This is a genomic window from Thermococcus cleftensis (assembly GCF_000265525.1).
GTDB lineage: Archaea > Methanobacteriota_B > Thermococci > Thermococcales > Thermococcaceae > Thermococcus > Thermococcus cleftensis.
This window is the reverse complement of the sequence record NC_018015.1, coordinates 759,864-777,580: the sequence shown is the minus strand read 5'-3', so window position 1 is coordinate 777,580 and position 17,717 is coordinate 759,864. Positions and strand designations below refer to the sequence as shown.

The 17,717-nt window shown below is 45.2% G+C and carries 15 protein-coding genes; 1 reads left to right on the top strand and 14 read right to left on the bottom strand.

Annotation, left to right across the window (positions count from 1 at the left end; all coding sequences use genetic code 11):
• Nucleotides 1–146 precede the first annotated feature (146 nt).
• A complete protein-coding gene (locus CL1_RS04370) occupies nucleotides 147–1,676 on the top strand; it encodes a flippase (RefSeq protein WP_014788678.1) in 1,530 nt (509 codons plus the stop codon).
• Here the strand turns inward: CL1_RS04370 and CL1_RS04365 are convergent.
• The 14 genes from CL1_RS04365 to CL1_RS04300 are packed head-to-tail and all read right to left on the bottom strand — an operon-like array spanning nucleotide 1,673 to nucleotide 17,302.
• The gene (locus tag CL1_RS04365; RefSeq protein WP_014788677.1) at nucleotides 1,673–3,019 is read right to left on the bottom strand and encodes a sulfatase-like hydrolase/transferase; all 1,347 of its coding nucleotides are present in this window, start codon (nucleotides 3,017–3,019) and stop codon (nucleotides 1,673–1,675) included. The genes CL1_RS04370 and CL1_RS04365 overlap by 4 nt on opposite strands.
• Nucleotides 3,020–3,052: 33 nt before the next feature.
• Complete coding sequence (locus CL1_RS04360; protein ID WP_148267279.1) at nucleotides 3,053–4,189, bottom strand: hypothetical protein; 1,137 nt, start codon at nucleotides 4,187–4,189, stop codon at nucleotides 3,053–3,055.
• Complete coding sequence (locus CL1_RS04355) at nucleotides 4,180–5,952, bottom strand: hypothetical protein (RefSeq protein ID WP_014788675.1); 1,773 nt, start codon at nucleotides 5,950–5,952, stop codon at nucleotides 4,180–4,182. Before CL1_RS04355 ends, CL1_RS04360 begins: the two co-directional genes overlap by 10 nt.
• 9 nt (nucleotides 5,953–5,961) lie before the next feature.
• Nucleotides 5,962–7,050: a glycosyltransferase gene (locus CL1_RS10570; RefSeq protein ID WP_237266279.1), complete on the bottom strand. Its 1,089-nt coding sequence runs from the start codon at nucleotides 7,048–7,050 to the stop codon at nucleotides 5,962–5,964.
• Nucleotides 7,051–7,066: 16 nt separating this feature from the next.
• On the bottom strand, nucleotides 7,067–8,050 hold the full coding sequence (locus tag CL1_RS04345) for a polysaccharide deacetylase family protein (RefSeq protein ID WP_014788673.1): 984 nt from the start codon (nucleotides 8,048–8,050) through the stop codon (nucleotides 7,067–7,069).
• Nucleotides 8,025–8,978, bottom strand: coding sequence for a sulfotransferase family protein (locus CL1_RS04340; protein WP_014788672.1), 954 nt, complete (start codon nucleotides 8,976–8,978; stop codon nucleotides 8,025–8,027). Before CL1_RS04340 ends, CL1_RS04345 begins: the two co-directional genes overlap by 26 nt.
• Nucleotides 8,963–10,180: a glycoside hydrolase family 88 protein gene (locus tag CL1_RS04335; RefSeq protein ID WP_014788671.1), complete on the bottom strand. Its 1,218-nt coding sequence runs from the start codon at nucleotides 10,178–10,180 to the stop codon at nucleotides 8,963–8,965. The genes CL1_RS04340 and CL1_RS04335 overlap by 16 nt, the downstream gene beginning before the upstream one ends.
• Entirely contained in the window at nucleotides 10,181–11,257 is a 1,077-nt protein-coding gene (gene wecB / locus CL1_RS04330) for a non-hydrolyzing UDP-N-acetylglucosamine 2-epimerase (protein ID WP_014788670.1), read from the bottom strand.
• 5 nt (nucleotides 11,258–11,262) lie between these two features.
• The gene (locus tag CL1_RS04325; protein WP_014788669.1) at nucleotides 11,263–12,363 is read right to left on the bottom strand and encodes a DUF354 domain-containing protein; all 1,101 of its coding nucleotides are present in this window, start codon (nucleotides 12,361–12,363) and stop codon (nucleotides 11,263–11,265) included.
• Nucleotides 12,360–13,253, bottom strand: a complete 894-nt coding sequence (locus CL1_RS04320) for a glycosyltransferase family 2 protein (RefSeq protein WP_014788668.1) — start codon at nucleotides 13,251–13,253, stop codon at nucleotides 12,360–12,362. Before CL1_RS04320 ends, CL1_RS04325 begins: the two co-directional genes overlap by 4 nt.
• Before the next feature lie 12 nt (nucleotides 13,254–13,265).
• Nucleotides 13,266–14,615: a nucleotide sugar dehydrogenase gene (locus tag CL1_RS04315; RefSeq protein WP_014788667.1), complete on the bottom strand. Its 1,350-nt coding sequence runs from the start codon at nucleotides 14,613–14,615 to the stop codon at nucleotides 13,266–13,268.
• On the bottom strand, nucleotides 14,615–15,562 hold the full coding sequence (locus tag CL1_RS04310) for a UDP-N-acetylglucosamine 3-dehydrogenase (RefSeq protein WP_014788666.1): 948 nt from the start codon (nucleotides 15,560–15,562) through the stop codon (nucleotides 14,615–14,617). The genes CL1_RS04315 and CL1_RS04310 overlap by 1 nt, the downstream gene beginning before the upstream one ends.
• Nucleotides 15,563–15,585: 23 nt before the next feature.
• Nucleotides 15,586–16,689 carry a DegT/DnrJ/EryC1/StrS family aminotransferase gene (locus CL1_RS04305; RefSeq protein ID WP_014788665.1) on the bottom strand — a complete coding sequence of 368 codons (1,104 nt, stop codon included), beginning with the start codon at nucleotides 16,687–16,689 and terminating at the stop codon, nucleotides 15,586–15,588.
• A gap of 10 nt (nucleotides 16,690–16,699) precedes the next feature.
• Nucleotides 16,700–17,302, bottom strand: coding sequence for an acyltransferase (locus tag CL1_RS04300; protein WP_014788664.1), 603 nt, complete (start codon nucleotides 17,300–17,302; stop codon nucleotides 16,700–16,702).
• Nucleotides 17,303–17,717: the final 415 nt, after the last annotated feature.

The window sequence follows — 17,717 nt, the reverse complement described above, 5'->3', positions numbered from 1 at the left end:
GGGAGCCGGTCGATAAACTCGTCAGGATGTTGGGAGGATGTACCGCTTTAAAATGTATGAGACGCTTTGATCATCTGTAGGAAAGTACAAGCTAAAGACTCACCGTGAGTCAATCACGAGTTAAATGAGTCAAAAGGTGAAATCCCATGAGCGAGGCAAGCCAGGCACTGCAGAAGATTGCCAGAGGGACGGGGATTGTTTTTGCCGGGACTGTCATTTCAATGTTCTTCGGGTTTTTGAGCAGGGCGGTTATTGCGAGGTACTTTTCCACTGGAGAGTACGGTGTGTTCAACCTGGCATTGACCGTCCTCAACGTGGCCTTAGTTATTGTTATGCTTGGATTTTCAAATTCCCTGCCCAGGGAGGTTGCATTTTACAGGGAAAAAGAACCCCAAAAAGTCGCTGACCTGACTTCCACCGCTTTAATAATAGTCGCCCTGAACAGTCTGTTCTGGGTGGGGGTACTCCTACTTGGGGCCGACGAACTGGCCGGGCTTTTCAATGATGACAGGTTGATTTATGCGCTCAGGGTGGTGGTTTTTGCCCTGCCGTTTTGGGCCCTCACGGGGGTAATAATCGCCATTTCCCGCGGTTTTGGGCGGGTCCGGGAGAAGGTCTACATTCAGAACGTCCTTTACCCCCTGATATGGCTGGCCCTTGTTCTTGCCATTGCCCTACTCCGGCTTCCGTTCACTGCCGTCTTCTGGGGCTATGTGATTGCCCAGTTCCTCACGTTTGCGGTGCTCCTCCTTGAAATCCGCAGGATTGGGCTGATCACTTTCAGCCTTTCTGTCCGGCGTGAGGTAGCCAAAGAGCTGGTGCTCTTTTCAGTTCCCCTCATGCTCGTGGGAATACTAAACTTTCTGATGACCTGGACGGACACGCTCATGCTGGGGCATTACAAGGGCTCGGAGGTCGTTGGCCTGTACAACGCCGCCTCTCCCCTGGCCCGGCTGATACCGGTGTTCCTTGGTTCCGCTGGCATACTATACGCTCCAATAGTCACGCCGCTGTACGCGCGGGGGAAGATTGAGGAGATGGGGAGGGTGTACCGGATACTCACCAAGTGGATATTCTTCCTTACCTTACCGCTCTTCGCCCTCCTGTTTCTGTTCCCGGAGGTTGCCATCTCCTTCTTCTTCGGACAGAAGTACCTGGCGGCCGCCCAGGCTCTGAGGATACTGAGTGTCGGCTTTATGTTCCACACCCTCCTGGGGCTCAACGGACTTTCACTGCTCGTCATCGGGCAGCCCAAGCTCAACATGATCGGGGACACGTTTGCGGTGATTTCCAACGTTGTCCTGAACCTTCTCCTGATCCCGGAGTATGGAATGACCGGTGCGGCGGTGGCCACGGCTGTTTCCTATTTCGTTGCCAACGTGTTCAGGTCGTTCTGGCTCTACCAGCGGACGGGGATTCATCCCTTCGGCTGGAGCTACGTGAAGCCGCTGGTCATTGGATTCCTTCTTCTGGGGTTGGTGATGGTGAGTCCTTTGCAGGTATCAAATATATGGTGGGCAATTTTGGTTCTGGCGGCCTTTTTTGGGGTTTATGTCCCTCTGGTGCTCCTCAGCGGGAGTGTCGATAAGGAGGATGTTGAGCTAATCCTGGCTATAGAGAAGAGGCTTGGGGTTGATCTGGGGATAATAAAGAAAGTGCTGAAAAGGTTTGTTTAGATTTTTATCTTTGGGACTTTGGCAACGGTGGCGGTCTTGAGGAACTTTATGACTTCCTTTTTCATGTGCTTTACAACGTCTTCCGTAACTTCCACGTTGGGATCGTAGGATCTGATTTCCTCGAACTTCCAGTCCGTGACGTTGAAGATGCCCTTGAAGTTCTTGTAGTAGATGGCGATGCGGTATTTTTCAACTTTGTTCAATAGTTCCCTGTGTTCTTTTGATATTTCCAGTTCTGGGATGTAGTTCGGGCTTCCATAACTTTCAGAGAATGCCACATGTGAGAATAGGGTATCTGTGGATATCTCTGGTTTAGTTAGACTACTGAGTACAAAGTGATAGAGATTAGTTAGTGAAATGTAACCAGTACGATGAGACTCCTCTTTTGGTTTTTCTCTCCATGATTCAGGATATTTTATCCATAAAGGTACCCTAATGAGTTCGTCGTCTAAAAATGCCCCATGCCCAATGCGATTGTCCTCTCCTAGAAGCTGTCCATGATCGCTTGTAACAATAATCAGAGAATTGTCGAAGTCTATCCTTTCCTGCAAGGTGTTCAGTAAGTCTCTTAACTTCTCTCTCAAGTATATCGTCTCTTTTATATACCCTTTTTGCCAATCCTTTAAAATGTCCTCTGTGACTTTCCCGGTAAGTGTGAGCACTATCCCCCCTTGAGATGGGTACCGCATACTATATGGCTCATGGACTTCTATAAGGTTTACAAAGATAAAGTTCTTGCCCTTAGACCTTACTTTTTTCTTTAAAATAGAGATTGCCTGGGTCGCTCCTTTCTCAAGAGGATACCTTTTTAGACGCGGAAGGATTCCCCGGTTCCACAAAATGTCAAAAGTTGCATGCCAGATGGTTGATATCTCACCATGACGAAGTAACTTCAGAGCAATCATGATATAATTTGCTTTTTTGGGAGAGTATCTTTTGATTTTTTCTAAATCTGAGCGGGTTATTTTTTGAGGAGGAGCCCAGAAAATATCGTAACTTTCATGAAACCCATTGAAACCAAAGGCAGGCTGAACCAACACATTTGCGCTTATGAGACTTGTATGGTACCCGATATTTGAAAGGTATGCTGGCAGGTATTCGCGGTATCTTTTAAGCCTGACCTTGGGTATTTTTATGACATTGGTCTCATGGGCCCCGTGAAATGCGGGATACCTGCCCGTAAAAATAGAGGCGTGGGTGGGCAACGTCCACGGTGAGGGGGCAATTGCATTTGGGTAGTAGACGAATCCGAGCTCCTGGAGCATTGGGCCCAAGTATTTCTCCCCGTAATCTTTGCGGAGGGTGTCGAGGATTATTAAGATAATGTTTGGTTTGTCTATCATTTTGATCCCTCTCCCAATTTGATGAATGGTAATTCATCTTTTAGGGTCTATGGATTCCAATGCTTGGAGTAGGGCGCGTTTAAAGAAGTATCCCTCCCTGATCTTGTTAGCCAATTCAAGGACGTTTTTCCTAAGTTTCAAATATTTGTGTGAAGTAATTCTAAGTATAGTTTTTTCTATCCCATTCTCATTTTTATATGTAACTCCCACGTTGTACTTCTTAACGATCTTTGTTAAATATGTTGCTTTTACTGGTACTATCACCGGAATCCCTGAAGCAATATATGTTGAAAATTTCGACGTTGAACCAAATCTTAAATAAGGTATTAATGAGGATGAATAACTAATAATGCCAAAATCTTGCTTTGAGATTTCTTTGTGTAACTTCATTCTGTTATTTATGAAACCTTTGTACTTGATGTTTGGGGGTAAAGATTTAATCCAAGATTGATTCCTTCCAATTAAGGTGAACACAATATCATCTCTGCTATAATTCTCTAGATATTTAATTAGGCTTTCTCCAATGTATTGCTTTGAAAGATTGCCAGCTAGAACTGCTTTTCTTGGATACTCTAGACTCTTGTGTTCAGGGGGGATGAATTCAGTGTAATAATCCAAAATCTCAAAGTGGACAAATACCTTATCCTCTAACCCATAGCGTTCCCTTAGTACTTTGTCCATTTGGGGATTGAATGTTAGGATTGCAGATGAATCTTTAAAGAGTTTTTTTTCGATATCAATGGAATATCCTACCCTTCCTTTGGTTCGTTCGCGCTCAATAGGCAGGTCAAACACAAAGACAATATATCTCTTTTTCTCTAGAATGTAGTGTATATTTTTTAAGTCATGGTAACTTAAAATTGTTGAGGGATATACCGGAGTAAACAATGCTGGATATGGTATCAATAATATGTCTGATTTTTTTATAGCTGAAATGTACTTTGGCAATCCATGGAATTCCCGCCAGACTTTTGGGAATTTCGTGTTCTTTATGTATATACGAGGTATCTTGACAACATTAAAACCTAACTCAAGTGAAAATCTAGAAACATCCGCTAATAAGTGAGAAGTTGCAGGGCTATAGTTACTCAACGGGATTACTGTCGTGAATTTTGCTGGAGAGTGTACAAGGTCTAACTTAAGATTGCTACTCCCAAGCATCAGCTCCAACCCTCCTGTTTTTCTTTATTCATGAAAATTTTGACCTCATCGTTGCTGTAAATCAGTTCAAACTCAATATACGTTTGAGTAAAAAATTCCCTTGTATATTTGTAGCCGGGGTATAGTTCTGTGTATGTCAGTATGGTCTTTCTTAGTATGAAAATATATGCAAAATCATTGATTTCTAGTGTTTCTAGGAGATGCTGCCGAGGATGGTAAACCTTTCCAAGGTCTTTTGAGATGTAAGAGCCAATTTGCGTTTGAGATCCTGCTGCATAAATTTTCCCTCTGGGATTGTTGTAAGTTTCGTAGAATCTAACAGAAATGGGCTCTTGCCAAGTTTTTGTTTTTGAGGGATAAAATGCTATTTTGTATTCTATTGCTGGCAGTAGAATTGAGCTTGTCAAAATAATAACTATTGCTAAGGTCACTAGCGGTATGGTGACTGGCTTACGGAGCTTTGATCCGTTAGAAAGATGGATAATAATCCCGTATATGGCTACGGGAACGATGAAGTATATAAATGGATTATCTAGTGCTAATCGGGTGGGATTATGCAGAAAAGTTAGTGTGGAGGGAAGGGTATAGCCCAGAATCGGCAACCATAATATTTTTATTATTTTAGTAACGGCCATGGGATAATGTGACCTTGTGCTGGCCATTATATGTTTAGAGAAGGACTTTAAAAATATGACAAATGCTATCAATGAATACAACAGAATTGGGTGAATCTCGGCGAGTGTATATGCTATCAAGCTTGTGATGCTTTTCCCTGCAGCCATAGTTGTGCCAATTAGTTGCTCGGTTTTTTCGGCGGTTGTGTATTGAAGAATAGATTTCATGTGATTTCTGAGGGCAAATCCCATTAAGCCACCAGTACTCACGATGAGTATCCATGCAATAAATGTGATGGTGTATATCCCGAATAATGATGTTGAGTACCGGTTTCTGTTAATAATAAGCTCTCCTAATAGTATAAGGCCCATTATATATGCTGGAATCGGATGTGTAAAGGGGAGTACTATTAGCACAGGCAGTAGCAACGCTTGATACTTAAGCTCTTTTTTTGTTTGGTATTTTAAGTATATGTATATAACCACTCCGAAGATTATTATCGAGAATGTCTGGTTATATGGGTAGATGAATTCATTGAAAAAATTGGGAAGGACTAAAATGGACACTAATCCTCCTGTTACAATGTTTCTGAGGTTCTTGGTTTGGTTTATCAGATATTTAGACGTTAGATATAGAATGAGTACACTCATTAAATAATACAAAGCGGGAGCATAAACAAAGGCGTTAAAAACACTAATGCTAGAAACAAGATGCAATATTGCATATAGTAATGGCTGGGCAGGATAAAAGCTTGGATAATATGGAGTTTGGGGGACATGTGAAAAATGTATGATATCTTTTGCCATCCCTATGTAGTTGTATATGTCCATGCCAACAATGAAATAATAACCCAGAATCCTCCATAGAAATATCGATGAGAGCACTATCAGCGTTAATAATAATGTCCCGGATATCCAAAGGAGTGTGTTATTTTTTGACGTTCGTTTTATACTGATTAAAATGAATGCTGCCATAACAGACATGGCGGACATGGTTAGTATGAAAATTGCCTTACTGCTTTGAGTGAATATAAAAAGGACATATGTAGTTTCTGGATGTTGCCATAAATATACTATACCACTCATGTAAAGCACGTATGATGATATAAGGAAGAGAATTGCATTTCTCTTGGGATTCTTAAAAATATGCAGTATCACTCCACTCACCTATTCGTTCAATTTAGTTGTGACAGTTCTGTATACTTCCAGAGTTCTCTTTGCGATATTATCCCACGTGAACTGCTCCGCGTACTTTCTTATCTTCTCTCTGTCCCACTCTTTGTTCAGGGCTATTAAAATTTTTTCCGCTAGGCATTCTGGGTCTTTTGGGGGACACAGTAAACCATAGTCCTTGGAGATTATTATCTCAGGAATGCCTCCAACTGCGGTTCCTACAAAGGGAAGTCCAACCCCTAATGCTTCAAACATTACAGTGGGGTTGCCTTCACTCAAGCTCGATAACACGAACAAATCAGCAGCATTCATCCACAGCGGAATCTCAGAATGAGGCCGTGGGCCAATAAGCTTAACACACTCATCTAGTTGTAGTTGTTTTACCTGTTCTTCTAACTCATCCCTACTTGGGCCATCCCCCACGATAACAAGGAGAATATCTCGTCGATGATTAATTATATATTTCATCGATTCTATCAAATATTTATGTCCTTTAACGGGATACATATTAGCAACATTTAATATAATTTTTTTCTGAACGGGCAGTCCAAGCTTTTCTCTACATAATCTCTTATCCATTGGGTGAAATATATTTGAATCAAACCCATTGTATGTCAGCATGGTTTTTTGTGCTGCTTTGTCCCCAAATATCTCCGTAATGTTTTCCCTCTGTTTCTGAGAAACAACGAAGAATACCTCGGCCTGAGAAAAAATCAAGTCAAAGATTCGTTTGTGTTTTTTTAAGAACTCTTTGTCAGGCCTATAATGGAATGTTACTATTAGATTAAATCTCAGTAATTTTCTCCAGACCGCACCAATAATAGCTGGAAGAAGTCCCCCTAATGGTCCAGAAGCTTGGATATGCACAATGTCAAAGTTTTTGGAATCCTTTAATAATTTAATGGACAGTCCTATTGTCCGAGTGTACGCTCGGAGTAGTTTGTCTATTACTTTAGGATATTCTTTGGCAGGGGCAGTCTTGTAATGCTCAACGGTAATTCCCAATTTGCGTAGGTGGGTTATTAGTTCTTCCGTGTGGGTTGCCATGCCACCGGCTCCTCTGGTTTTAACGGTTCCGACCATTAAAACGCGCATGGTATCACCGTTGTAAGTTTTCAGTTATAAATTTACTAAATGTACTGAATCTAACGGTACTCTTATATTCATCGAGGACAGTTTTAATGAACTTTTCAAGATTTTTGTCGTTGAAGAAATCTTTTGTGTGCCCAATCATAACCAGAGGGATTTCGTAGTTTTCATAGTCATAGTGCTCTATTGCATAGTCAAGCATTTTTATCATGTCCTTGTATGACAGCTTTGAGAGGTCCCATTTTATTCCTCTGCAGTTTTGATGATCTTTATGGCTTGTGAGTTTTTTATCGGATTTTTTGAAAATCCTGGGGGGGCTGTGTAACCACACATAGGCGAGTGTTGAGAGATATCTTGGCTTTAAATACTCGTATCCTTTGGTGGGTACTGTATAGATTGGTATCTCATAGACACGGGTGTCACCGATTCTCTGGTAGCCCGTAGTTCTGATGGGTGCACACATACTTGCCAACGAATGAACGACAATACCAAGCCGTTCCATAGCCCTTGCCACGTGTACTGGAGCAGGAACCCACCCCATATTACTCAATCTCAATGCATTGCATTGATAATCATTGGCACTTATCATGGACTCTAAGGTCTCTTTCCCTCTACGGATTAGATTGTACACCTCTTGCTCATTCATATCAAAGACGGATAACTCCGGAATCTCTGGAATGAATCTTTTGTGGATATATCTCATTTTGACGAACTGTGGGTGAATATGGAGCTGAATGTCATGCCCATGCTCATATGCTGTGTTTATCTGATCTTGAATTATTTCTGCGGGGCTATATCCAAAATCCCTCCGAAGCCGGTCGTCGTATTTTTTAAAGTAAATATACTCATAAACTTCGAACATTATTGTTAGCGGCACATTGTACCTGTTAGTGATACCTAAGAGCCTGTTCATCGGCTCAATCATATGACGTTTTACATCTCCCCGTCCATTTCCAAATATCTCGTAATCAATCGTCATTATTATATGAATCATAGGCCTTCACCGGGTATCCAAACCATTCGATGCTTTTATGTAATATTTCTGTTAATATCCAATATTGCCAGGGTTTTATTTTTTTTCTCCATTTGTATGCACTTTTCGGATCAATACTTCTGCGGGTCGTTTTGTTGTCTATGCTTGATGGTTTGCCAGTTACATAAAGCATATCTTTCTCAAAGGGAACATCCAAGAACTGGCATAACTTTTTGAGATTTTCTCGGGGAGAAGTTACGATGTCTTCGTATCTAGTAAGAATAACATTTTCATCATTCTTGTGACTCTTGCATGTCCTAAACAGCCACGTATATTCTAGTATAATCCTGACTAATGTCGCAAAGTCAAAGAGTGTCACAAGACACTTCCAGCGCAACTTGGATTTCACCTCTCTTGAAAACTCGTCATTGGTCTTTGATAAGTATATGGCCCTGGGGTCTCTAACAAGACAGATAATTTTGCTATCTGGATAAAGAGTGTTCAGTAACTCAACATTTCGACCGTAAACCGGATTTTTTCCACCGATTCTAATTTTATCCGTATTGGACAAAAACTCTAAAAAAACTAGGTTAACTATATCTATACAAGAGATTTCTCCAAATTCTTGGTAGATTTTAATTGCATTTTTAGTAACTCGCTCTTTCTTTAGTTCAAATTTGTTAAGTTTCTTCCAGAATCCGCCGTAAAGTACTCGCTCCGAAAATAATTTATCTATAAGCATTTCAATGTCTCTTTCGTTCGAAATCTTGTGTGTTTTGCATAGTGTCATAACGTCAAATGCCCACGGATATGGATTCCATAGGTGGATTTCCTCCGGAATCATAGCAATAAATGAATTTGCATTTAGAATATTCGTGAGTAAAGTTGAACCGGTCCGGAAGATGCTTACTATAAAAATCGGATGACGAAGCTTCACCCTGGTTTCCATATAGCACCCCTCTGGTTGTTTGTGTATGTCTTTAGGAGTGTGGCTAACGCCATCATCATCCAGGCTTGACCCCATCTCATGTAGGGTATTTTGTTAGCAAAACCTGGCCATTTGTGAGAGTAAAAATACCCACTTGGGTCCTGCATGTTCTTAATAGTCCACTCTGCTATTCTTTCAGCGAAATTCAAGTATTTCGGTTCATTGAATGTGTTGTAAAGCTTTGAAAAAGTTATTATTCCCTGGGCCTGATTATGAACATCAATGGGATACTTTATTGGATAGCGATAATATGAAACTCCTTGGTGGTTAAACTGGACGTCCATGTAAAACTTAGTGGCTTTTAGTATAGAGTCCATAGTTTTTCTTGCTAGATGCTGATCCATGATATAGGGCAGAAACTCAAGCAAACCATCAATGATAAACCCCTGATGATAATCAAGTTGGAAGTAGAACTTTTTTGAGTCAAGATAATACGAATACGGCCAGGCTCCATTTGGTGTTTGGTATTGAAGTAGGAACTTTATAGTCCTTGATCCAATTTTTACTAATTTTTCATCATATTCAACAAGCCGAAGGTAGTAGCTCAGGGATTCTAGTGTTAGTGCAGATACGTTGAATACAATTTTTCCCTCTTCGTGAGGAGTGTATTTAAAATACGCCACATCACCCTTTTGACTGAGGTGTTCGTTTAAAATATGATTTACAGCTTTAGAAGCAATGCGTTTGTATTTTTTTAGTTTGTACTCTTTGTATCCCATCGAGAATGCCTTTATGGCTTCGCAGGTTCCTACAATGTCAGGCACCTCGGGAGTTAGCAAATGTTTTGGCCCAAAAAAGCTAAAATAGTGGCTGGGCCATCCAATGCCTGTGGAAGTTTCTATTTTATATTCATCCAATAATGAAAGTGCACGTTTAGCTTCTGCCTTGAATTCTGGTCGTCCTGTTATGCTACTGAGAGTTAGGTAAGATTGAGCAAATAAGGCCACCGCTTTGTTGCTGATCCCTTTTTTAATCCTGAGCTTTGGGCGGAGATTTATTGGAGAATATAGATTGGCTTGCAGGAGGATGAAATTAACAGGTTTACTCTTCAGTTTTTTTGCTATCGGGGATGAAAGCCAATCATAAGGATCCCACCCCCTATATCTCTCCTTTTTTACCCATGAATACAGGGACAACAATGAATTCCAGATTAAGGTTTCCATTTAATCCCTCCGTCCGGTGAATATCCCCACGATCTTCTCACTCGCCTTCCCGTCCCCGAACCTGTACGAGTACGTCTCACCCCTTGGCTCAAAGCTCCTTATTGCGTTCAGGATGCTGCCCTTGTCGGCTCCAACGAGCACGTTCCACCCGTCCTCTACCGTCTCAACCCATTCCGTCCTCGTTCTTAGTGTTATGCAGGGGACCTTGAGGAAGTACGCCTCCTTCTGAACCCCGCCGGAGTCCGTCAAAATCTTCTTGGCGTTCTCCTCAAGGACGAGCATGTCTAAATAGCCCACTGGTTGTGTTAGAACAATGTTTGGGGCTTTTTCAATCTTTTCCATCAGCCCGTAGGCCTTCAGGTACTTCTGGGTCCTTGGATGGGCTGGAAAGACTATCAACTCCTTACTCTCGATGAATGCATCAATGATGTTCTCCAGGTTCTCCCGGTTGTCAGTGTTCTCCGCCCTGTGGACGGTGGCCAGCAGGTACTCCTTAGGCTTTAGACCCAATTCTTCCAGAATGTTTGAGTTTTTCCTTGCAATTTCAATGTTATAAAGGAGGGCATCATACATTACGTCCCCGGTTAGGTAAACTCCCTCCGTGATTCCCTCCTTTTGAAGGTTTTTTACCGCGGTTTCGGTGGGGGCAAAGAGGTAGTCGCTGATGTGATCTGTCAGAACCCTGTTCACCTCCTCGGGCATTTTCCTGTCGAAGCTCCTTAGGCCTGCCTCAACGTGGGCCACCTTTATGTGAAGCTTAACGGCGGCGAGAGCGCCGGCGAGTGTCGAGTTTGTATCCCCGTAGACCAGAACTAAATCAGATTTCTCCTTCATTAGAACTTCCTCAATCCTCTTCAGCATCTCCCCGGTCTGGTAGCCGTGGCTTCCAGAGCCGACGCCGAGGTAGTAGTCCGGCTCTGGAATACTCAGCTGTTCAAAGAATATCCTGTTCATCTCGTAATCGTAATGCTGACCGGTGTGGATTACAATCTCGTCAAAGTACTTCCTCAGCTCCCTCGAAACTGGGGCCATCTTGATGAACTGGGGTCTCGCTCCGACCACGGTTGCTATTTTCATTCCCATCACCTGAAGCGGTATTGGATGTCCGGATTCTCTCTGAACTTCTCCATGCTCTCGGGGTAGTTCTCAAGGAACCAGACCATGAACGACGTTATATCTATCTTCTCCTCAAGGAGTTTCTTCCTCTTCTTCTGCCATTCCTTCTTGAGGTTCTCCACCTGCACCAGCTCGAGGGCTTTTTGGATGGCTTTCTCTGGATTACGGATGTTGAACATCAGCCCAAAGCGCTCCTCAAGCTCAATGAAGTTTCCCATATCGTTTGGACCAACGAACTTGTTGCTCCTGATCGTTGGTGTTCCCAGTAACGCTCCCTCAGTTGCCATTGTCTGTGTATCCGTGACGAGGAGCTTTGCGTAGTAGATGACATCGTGTATCCTGCTCTTGGGAACTTTAAGGACGTTGCCCTCGATTTCCCTCGGCACCTTGCCCTCTGCGGATATGAAAACTGTGGCGTGTTTTTCGAGTTCTTTTACAAGCCTTACCTTGTCCTCCCGTGTAAACCCCCTGATGCCAGCGTCGTGGACGGCGTCAAAGGCGTTAAACCTCAGCAGAACGTAGTCTTCTCCTTTGGACACTCCGAGTTCATCGAGGATGTCATCGCGTGGGGAATAGTAGTTTGGGTGTAGGTATGCCATCTCTTTGTAGCTGGCTATTTTGAGGTGCTTCCTACCGAGGTCATCTCTGAATGACTCTGGGGTTAGGAGGACATCAACGAAGGGCATGAACAGTTTGAACTGGACTGAATACGACAACGGGTTTACCCTGGGTTCGGAATCATTGAAGACAACGCAACCGCTCTTCAGCAACAGGGAGGTGTAGGCATCATACACCCCAAACCCTGTCACCACGTCTGGCTTAAAATCTTTTAGATATTTGTACGCCCTTATAACGTCAAAGGGCAGGGCGAGTATCTTCCCGTATTTTGAGTTGGCCCTGTATGAGAAGATCGTGGCGTTGTACCCCAGCTCCCTGAGCAGGTCTCCTATCTCGCCGTACTTTCTAAACAGCAGTTTTACTTCGTTTCCCCTCTCCTTGAGCTCCCTGGCGATGTTACGGTAAAAGTGAAACTGTGCCGGAGTGTTGATGAAGATTCCAGTCTTCATTTGTTGTACCTCCATGCCTCTATGAGACACGCTGAACCAAAGCTGAGTGTTCCCAGTCCAAATATCTTGAGTGCTGTGTCGATGGAGATCACAACAAATCCTAGCGAAGAGATAATGAGAATAGTCCCAGCATAGTACAGTACACCAAGGGGATGCCCCCTGCGGAGATACTTTACCCATACCCTCCACAGAAACGATTTTAAGAGGAACTTGCTCGTTGAAGATGCGAATCTTAATATTTTAAGCTTGGACACCTCCCCAACCCGGTATCGTATTCTCACGGGCACATTAATGACCCTGAGCCCTGCCACGTTTGCTTTTATAAGGACGTCGTTTTCAAATGCGTACCCCCTGTGGAGGGAATCCAAGTCAAGTTTTTTGAGGGCTTCTGCGGAAATGGCAACGTATCCATTTTGGGGATCGTTAACGTTCCAGTACCCGGAGGCAATCTTGTTCAAAACGTTCAGCAAAAACGTCCCAAAGAGGCGTATCCACGGCATCTCTTTCCAGTATCCCCCGTGAAATCTAGTGCCCTTGGCTATCTCTGCCCTCCCTTCTACTATCGGGTCAAGAAGTTTTGGTAGGTATTTGGGATCCATCTGGTTATCCCCGGCCATAACGGCAAGAACGTCCATACCTTCCTCCAATCCCCTCTTCCAGCCTGACACAATGGCACCGCCTACGCCCTGATTTTTTTCGTGCCGTATCAGCTCAACTCTTCCATCCTTTTTCATTATCTCTCTGACCACGTCCGAGGTTCTGTCGGTGGAAGCATCATCAACTACATATATCCTGTCCACAAAGTCGGGCATCTCATCTATGGTTCTCCCTATCAATTTTTCCTCATTGTAAGCGGGAACTGAGACCCCAATCTTTTTACCCCTATACATAGGTTGACACCGTTACTGGGGAGTGTAGCCCACTCTATAATATTTGAATCCCAATTTTTTAGCCTTTTCAGGGTCGAGGACGTTCCTCCCGTCCACTATCACTTTGGTGCGCATCTCCCCCGCCAGCTTCTCAAGGTCGAGCTCCTTGAACTCCCTGTGATCGGCTGTTATGACTATCGCGTCTATGTCCTTGAAGTCCTCCTTCCACTCGGCACCAAAACGCTCCGCGTCCTCCCGCGTGCACAGCGGGTCGTAGGCGTAAACGTTGGCGCCCCACTCTCTGAGCTCCTGAATTATGGGCTTTGCCGCGGCCTTCATGAACTCCCTGACGCCGCCCCGGAAGGTCAATCCTAGCACTAGGACGTTGCTTCCCTTCAGCGGTTTTCCAACCTGGTTCAGGGCTTTTACGGTGAGTTCGACAACGTGGTGAGGCATCGAGTCGTTGATTTCCCTGGCCGTTTTGATCAGGCGGGGGTTGGTCTTTTTCGCGAGGTTTATCACGAACCAGGGGTAAACTGGAATGCAGTGACCGCCAACTCCAGCCCCTGGCATGTGCAGGTGGCAGTAGGGCTGTGTATTCGCCGCCTGAAAGACTTCGAGAGCGTCCAGCCCGTGCTCCTCGCACCACATGGCGAGCTCGTTGGCGAGGGCAATGTTAACGTCCCTGTAAACGCCCTCAAAGACCTTTACCGCCTCTGCCGCTTTAATGGAGCTCATTGGAATGACTCCCTTCCTGTTTATGGTTTCATAGATGCCAATGACGGCTTCAAGGATCTTCTCGTCGCTCGCTCCGACTATCTTGGGGTACTGGCCGGTTATGTCCCTGATAGCTGTTCCCGTCATGGTTCTCTCGGGAGCGTGGGCAAGGCCAAACTCTCCGAGCTTGAGTCCTGACTTCTCCAGAATTGGAATCAAGCTCTCAGTAGTCCCCGGGGGCATGGTGGCCTCCGTAATGACTATGTCCCCCCTTTCCAGTCCCTGGGATATCTTTTCAGCTACATCGTAGACCGGGCCGAGCTTGAGGTTGCCCCTCTCATCCGTGAGGGTTGGGACGAGGATTATCATGACATCAGCCTTTTTGGCCGCCCATACTCCGTCAGTAGTTGCCTCTAACCTTCCGGCTTCGACATTCCTCCTGACGAGTTCATCGAGACCTGGCTCTTCCTTCACGTGGTTCTCTCCTCTGTTGATCATCTCGACGACCTTCTCGTTGATGTCAACCCCTATGACCCTGGCACCGTGGTCCGCGAAGACCGCCGCCAAGGGAAGGCCCATTTTCCCCATGCCGTAGACGGCTATTGTAACCTCACCGCTCTTGATGGCGGTTTTAACCTCCTCCCTGTTCAACCCGATGAGCTTCATTATTCCACCTCCACGACCCGGCCGTTCTTTGCACTCTCCAGGGCCTTAATTGCTACTTTAAGTGCGTGAAGACCAGCTTTCCCGTCGGTTATTGGTTCTTTTTTATGTTCCACACATTCGATGAAGTGCTCAATCTCATTCCTGAGGGGTTCTCTCTTCTCGATTTTGGCTTCGCGAATCCATTCGTGGTTGTATATCTTTAGGGTTTGATCAATATAATCAACGTACGCTATGCCTGCGGTGCCAACTACCGTTAGGGTTCTCGTCTTATGTGGGGTGAGCCAGTTAGTCTCCACGATTCCGCTTCCGTCATCAAAGCCCAGGGTTATTAGTGCGTGGTCCTCAACTCCCGCTGGATGAACAACGTTTCCGGCTCGGGCGTAGACCGTCCTAACAGGTTCTCCAAACAAGTAACTGATGACATCAATGTCATGAACGCCTAGGTCTATGATTATTCCGACATCCCGTATTCTTGCGGCCATGGGGCCTACGCGCTTGGCGCTTATCGTGACGATTTTACCGAGAAGACCCTCGTCTATTTTTTCTTTGAGCTTTAGAACCGCGGGGTTGAACCTCTCAATGTGCCCTACCATCAGGGTGACCCCGACCTCCTCGGCGGCTGTGATGATTGCTTTGGCGTTTTCTATCGTGTCCGCTATCGGCTTTTCAACAAGAACGCTTGTCCCAGCTTCAATAAACTCCACAGCGACGTCTTTGTGGAACGAGGTGGGAACTGCTATTGTTACCGCGTCCAGCCTTTCCCTTGCCAGCTCTTTGTAATTGGCGTAGGGGATTGTATTGAATTTTTTAGCAACCTCTTTAGCTCTCTCAAAGTTTGCATCAGCAACACCGACGAGCTCCACTTTCCCATCTCTTGCCAGTTCGGAGTAAACTCTCGCGTGGTGGTACCCCATGTTCCCGACACCAACGACTCCAACCCTGAGCATTTTCATCACCGAAATAAAGGGAGTTAAGAGGCGAGCTCGTTGAGAGTTTCCAGTATGTACGCGATGTCTTCATCGCTCACCGCTGGATGAACCGGCAGGCTCAGGACTTTTCTGCTCGCCTCTATTGCGTTTGGACAGCAGTCCTTTTCATAGCCGAGCTTCTGGAAGAGGGGTTGATGGTGCACAGGCATTGGGTAGTGGACGGCCGTGCCGATTCCCCTCTCGAGGAGCTTTGTCATCAATTCATCTCTGCTCATTGGGAAGTCCTCCTCAACACTGATCACGTACTGGTGGAAGACGTGGTAAACTCTAGGATCAACGTACGGGGGAACGAGTCCATGAATCTTTCTGATACCTTCGCTCAATCTCTCTGCGTTTTCATTTCTTATCCTGTTCCACTCGTCCAGTTTTCTTAGCTGAACGCGACCGATGGCACCAGCTATATTGGTGGTTCTGAGGTTGTAGCCGAGTTCCACGTGAAGGTACTTTTCAGCCTGCCCATGGCTCCTGATAAGTTTGGCCCTCCTCGCGAGCTCGTCGTCGTTAGTTACAACCATTCCACCCTCGCCAGTGGTCATGTTCTTCGTCGGGTAGAAGCTGAACGCTGCTATGTGTCCAAAAGTTCCTGCCTTTCGCCCTTCAAACATTGCCCCATGTGCTTGAGCGCAGTCCTCGATGAGATATAGATTGTAATCTTCGGCAATTTCTGTGAGGATTTTCATATTGGCTGGCTGACCATAAAGGTGAACGACGAGAATTGCCTTTGTCTTGTCCGTTATCTTCTCGAGAACCTCGTCTGGATCGAGGTTGTAAGTTTTCGGATCGATGTCAGCAAAAACCGGCTTTGCATTCTGGAAGAGGATTGAAGTGGCCGATGCGATGAACGTGAACGGAGTCGTGATGACCTCGTCCCCCGGCCCTATCCCGAGGGCCTTGAGGGCAACGTCAAGGGCCGCTGTGCCGTTGGCGACGGCAACACCGTGTTTGGCACCCAAATAATCGGCGAATTCCCTCTCGAAGGCTTCCACTTCCTTTCCATGGGCCAGCATTCCGCTCTTCAAGACTTCGACAACGGCGTTTATCTCCTCCTCTCCGATCATGGGCTTGGCGATTGGTATGCGTCTCATTTTCATCGCCTCACAGGTCTTTCTCCTTAAGGTAGCGCTCATAATCTTCTTTCCTTATTTTAACATCTCGCCCGCAGTGGGAGCACTTGAAGATGACGTGCTCTTCGTCTTCTCCAATTTTTTCCTTTAGTTTTCTCCCACAGTAGCAGACGAACCCCTTCAGACGGGCAGGATTACCATAAACCAGTCCAAAAGGTGGAACGTCCTTGGTGACAACGGCTCCGGCTCCTACCATTGCATACTCTCCTATTGTGACACCGCAAACGATGGTGGCATGGGCGCCTATGCTCGCACCCTTCTTCACGAGCGTTGGAACTACTTCCCAGTCCTGGTTGAAGGCCCTGGGATAGAGGTCGTTGGTGAAGGTCATGTGCGGACCGAGAAAAACATCGTCTTCAACCTTGACGCCGTGATAAACGCTCACTCCGTTCTGTATTTTCACGTTGTTGCCAATCTCGACATCAACGTCGATGTAGACGTCCTTTCCAATGTTGCAGTTCTTTCCTATTTTGGCACCCTTCCGCACATGAGCAAAGTGCCAGATACGGGTCCCTTCACCGATTTTGACCCCTTCTTCAACAACCGCTAAGGGGTGAACAAAAAAGTTTGCCATAGCAACGCACCCTCCATTTTGTTTTGTTTTTGAATCTTCTTGTTGTAACCGGGGACAACCACAAGGGTTTCGTCGTGCATGGGCCCCACCGGTGGCATCGTTGGGATACGTTCAGATTTTCCATTCTGATTCGAATAACATTCATTGCTCAAAACATGAGTCATATTTGAATCGGGTATTGATTTGTTGCCTCCTGTCTTTTAAGCTTTTCTAACCACCGTGAATACTGAAGTCTGCAACCTGAACGTTACTTGTAAGAAAATCGCCCTGTTCAGGTGCTAGATATGAATCTTCACCGTGTTCCTCGGGACATTTGTTAGCGCCGTGTCCTTTAAACCTGGCTGGGCGGGTGATTTTTGACAGTAATATGTCAATCGTTCTCGTTTCTTTGCCCTCCTATTCTGCGGAGATGTTT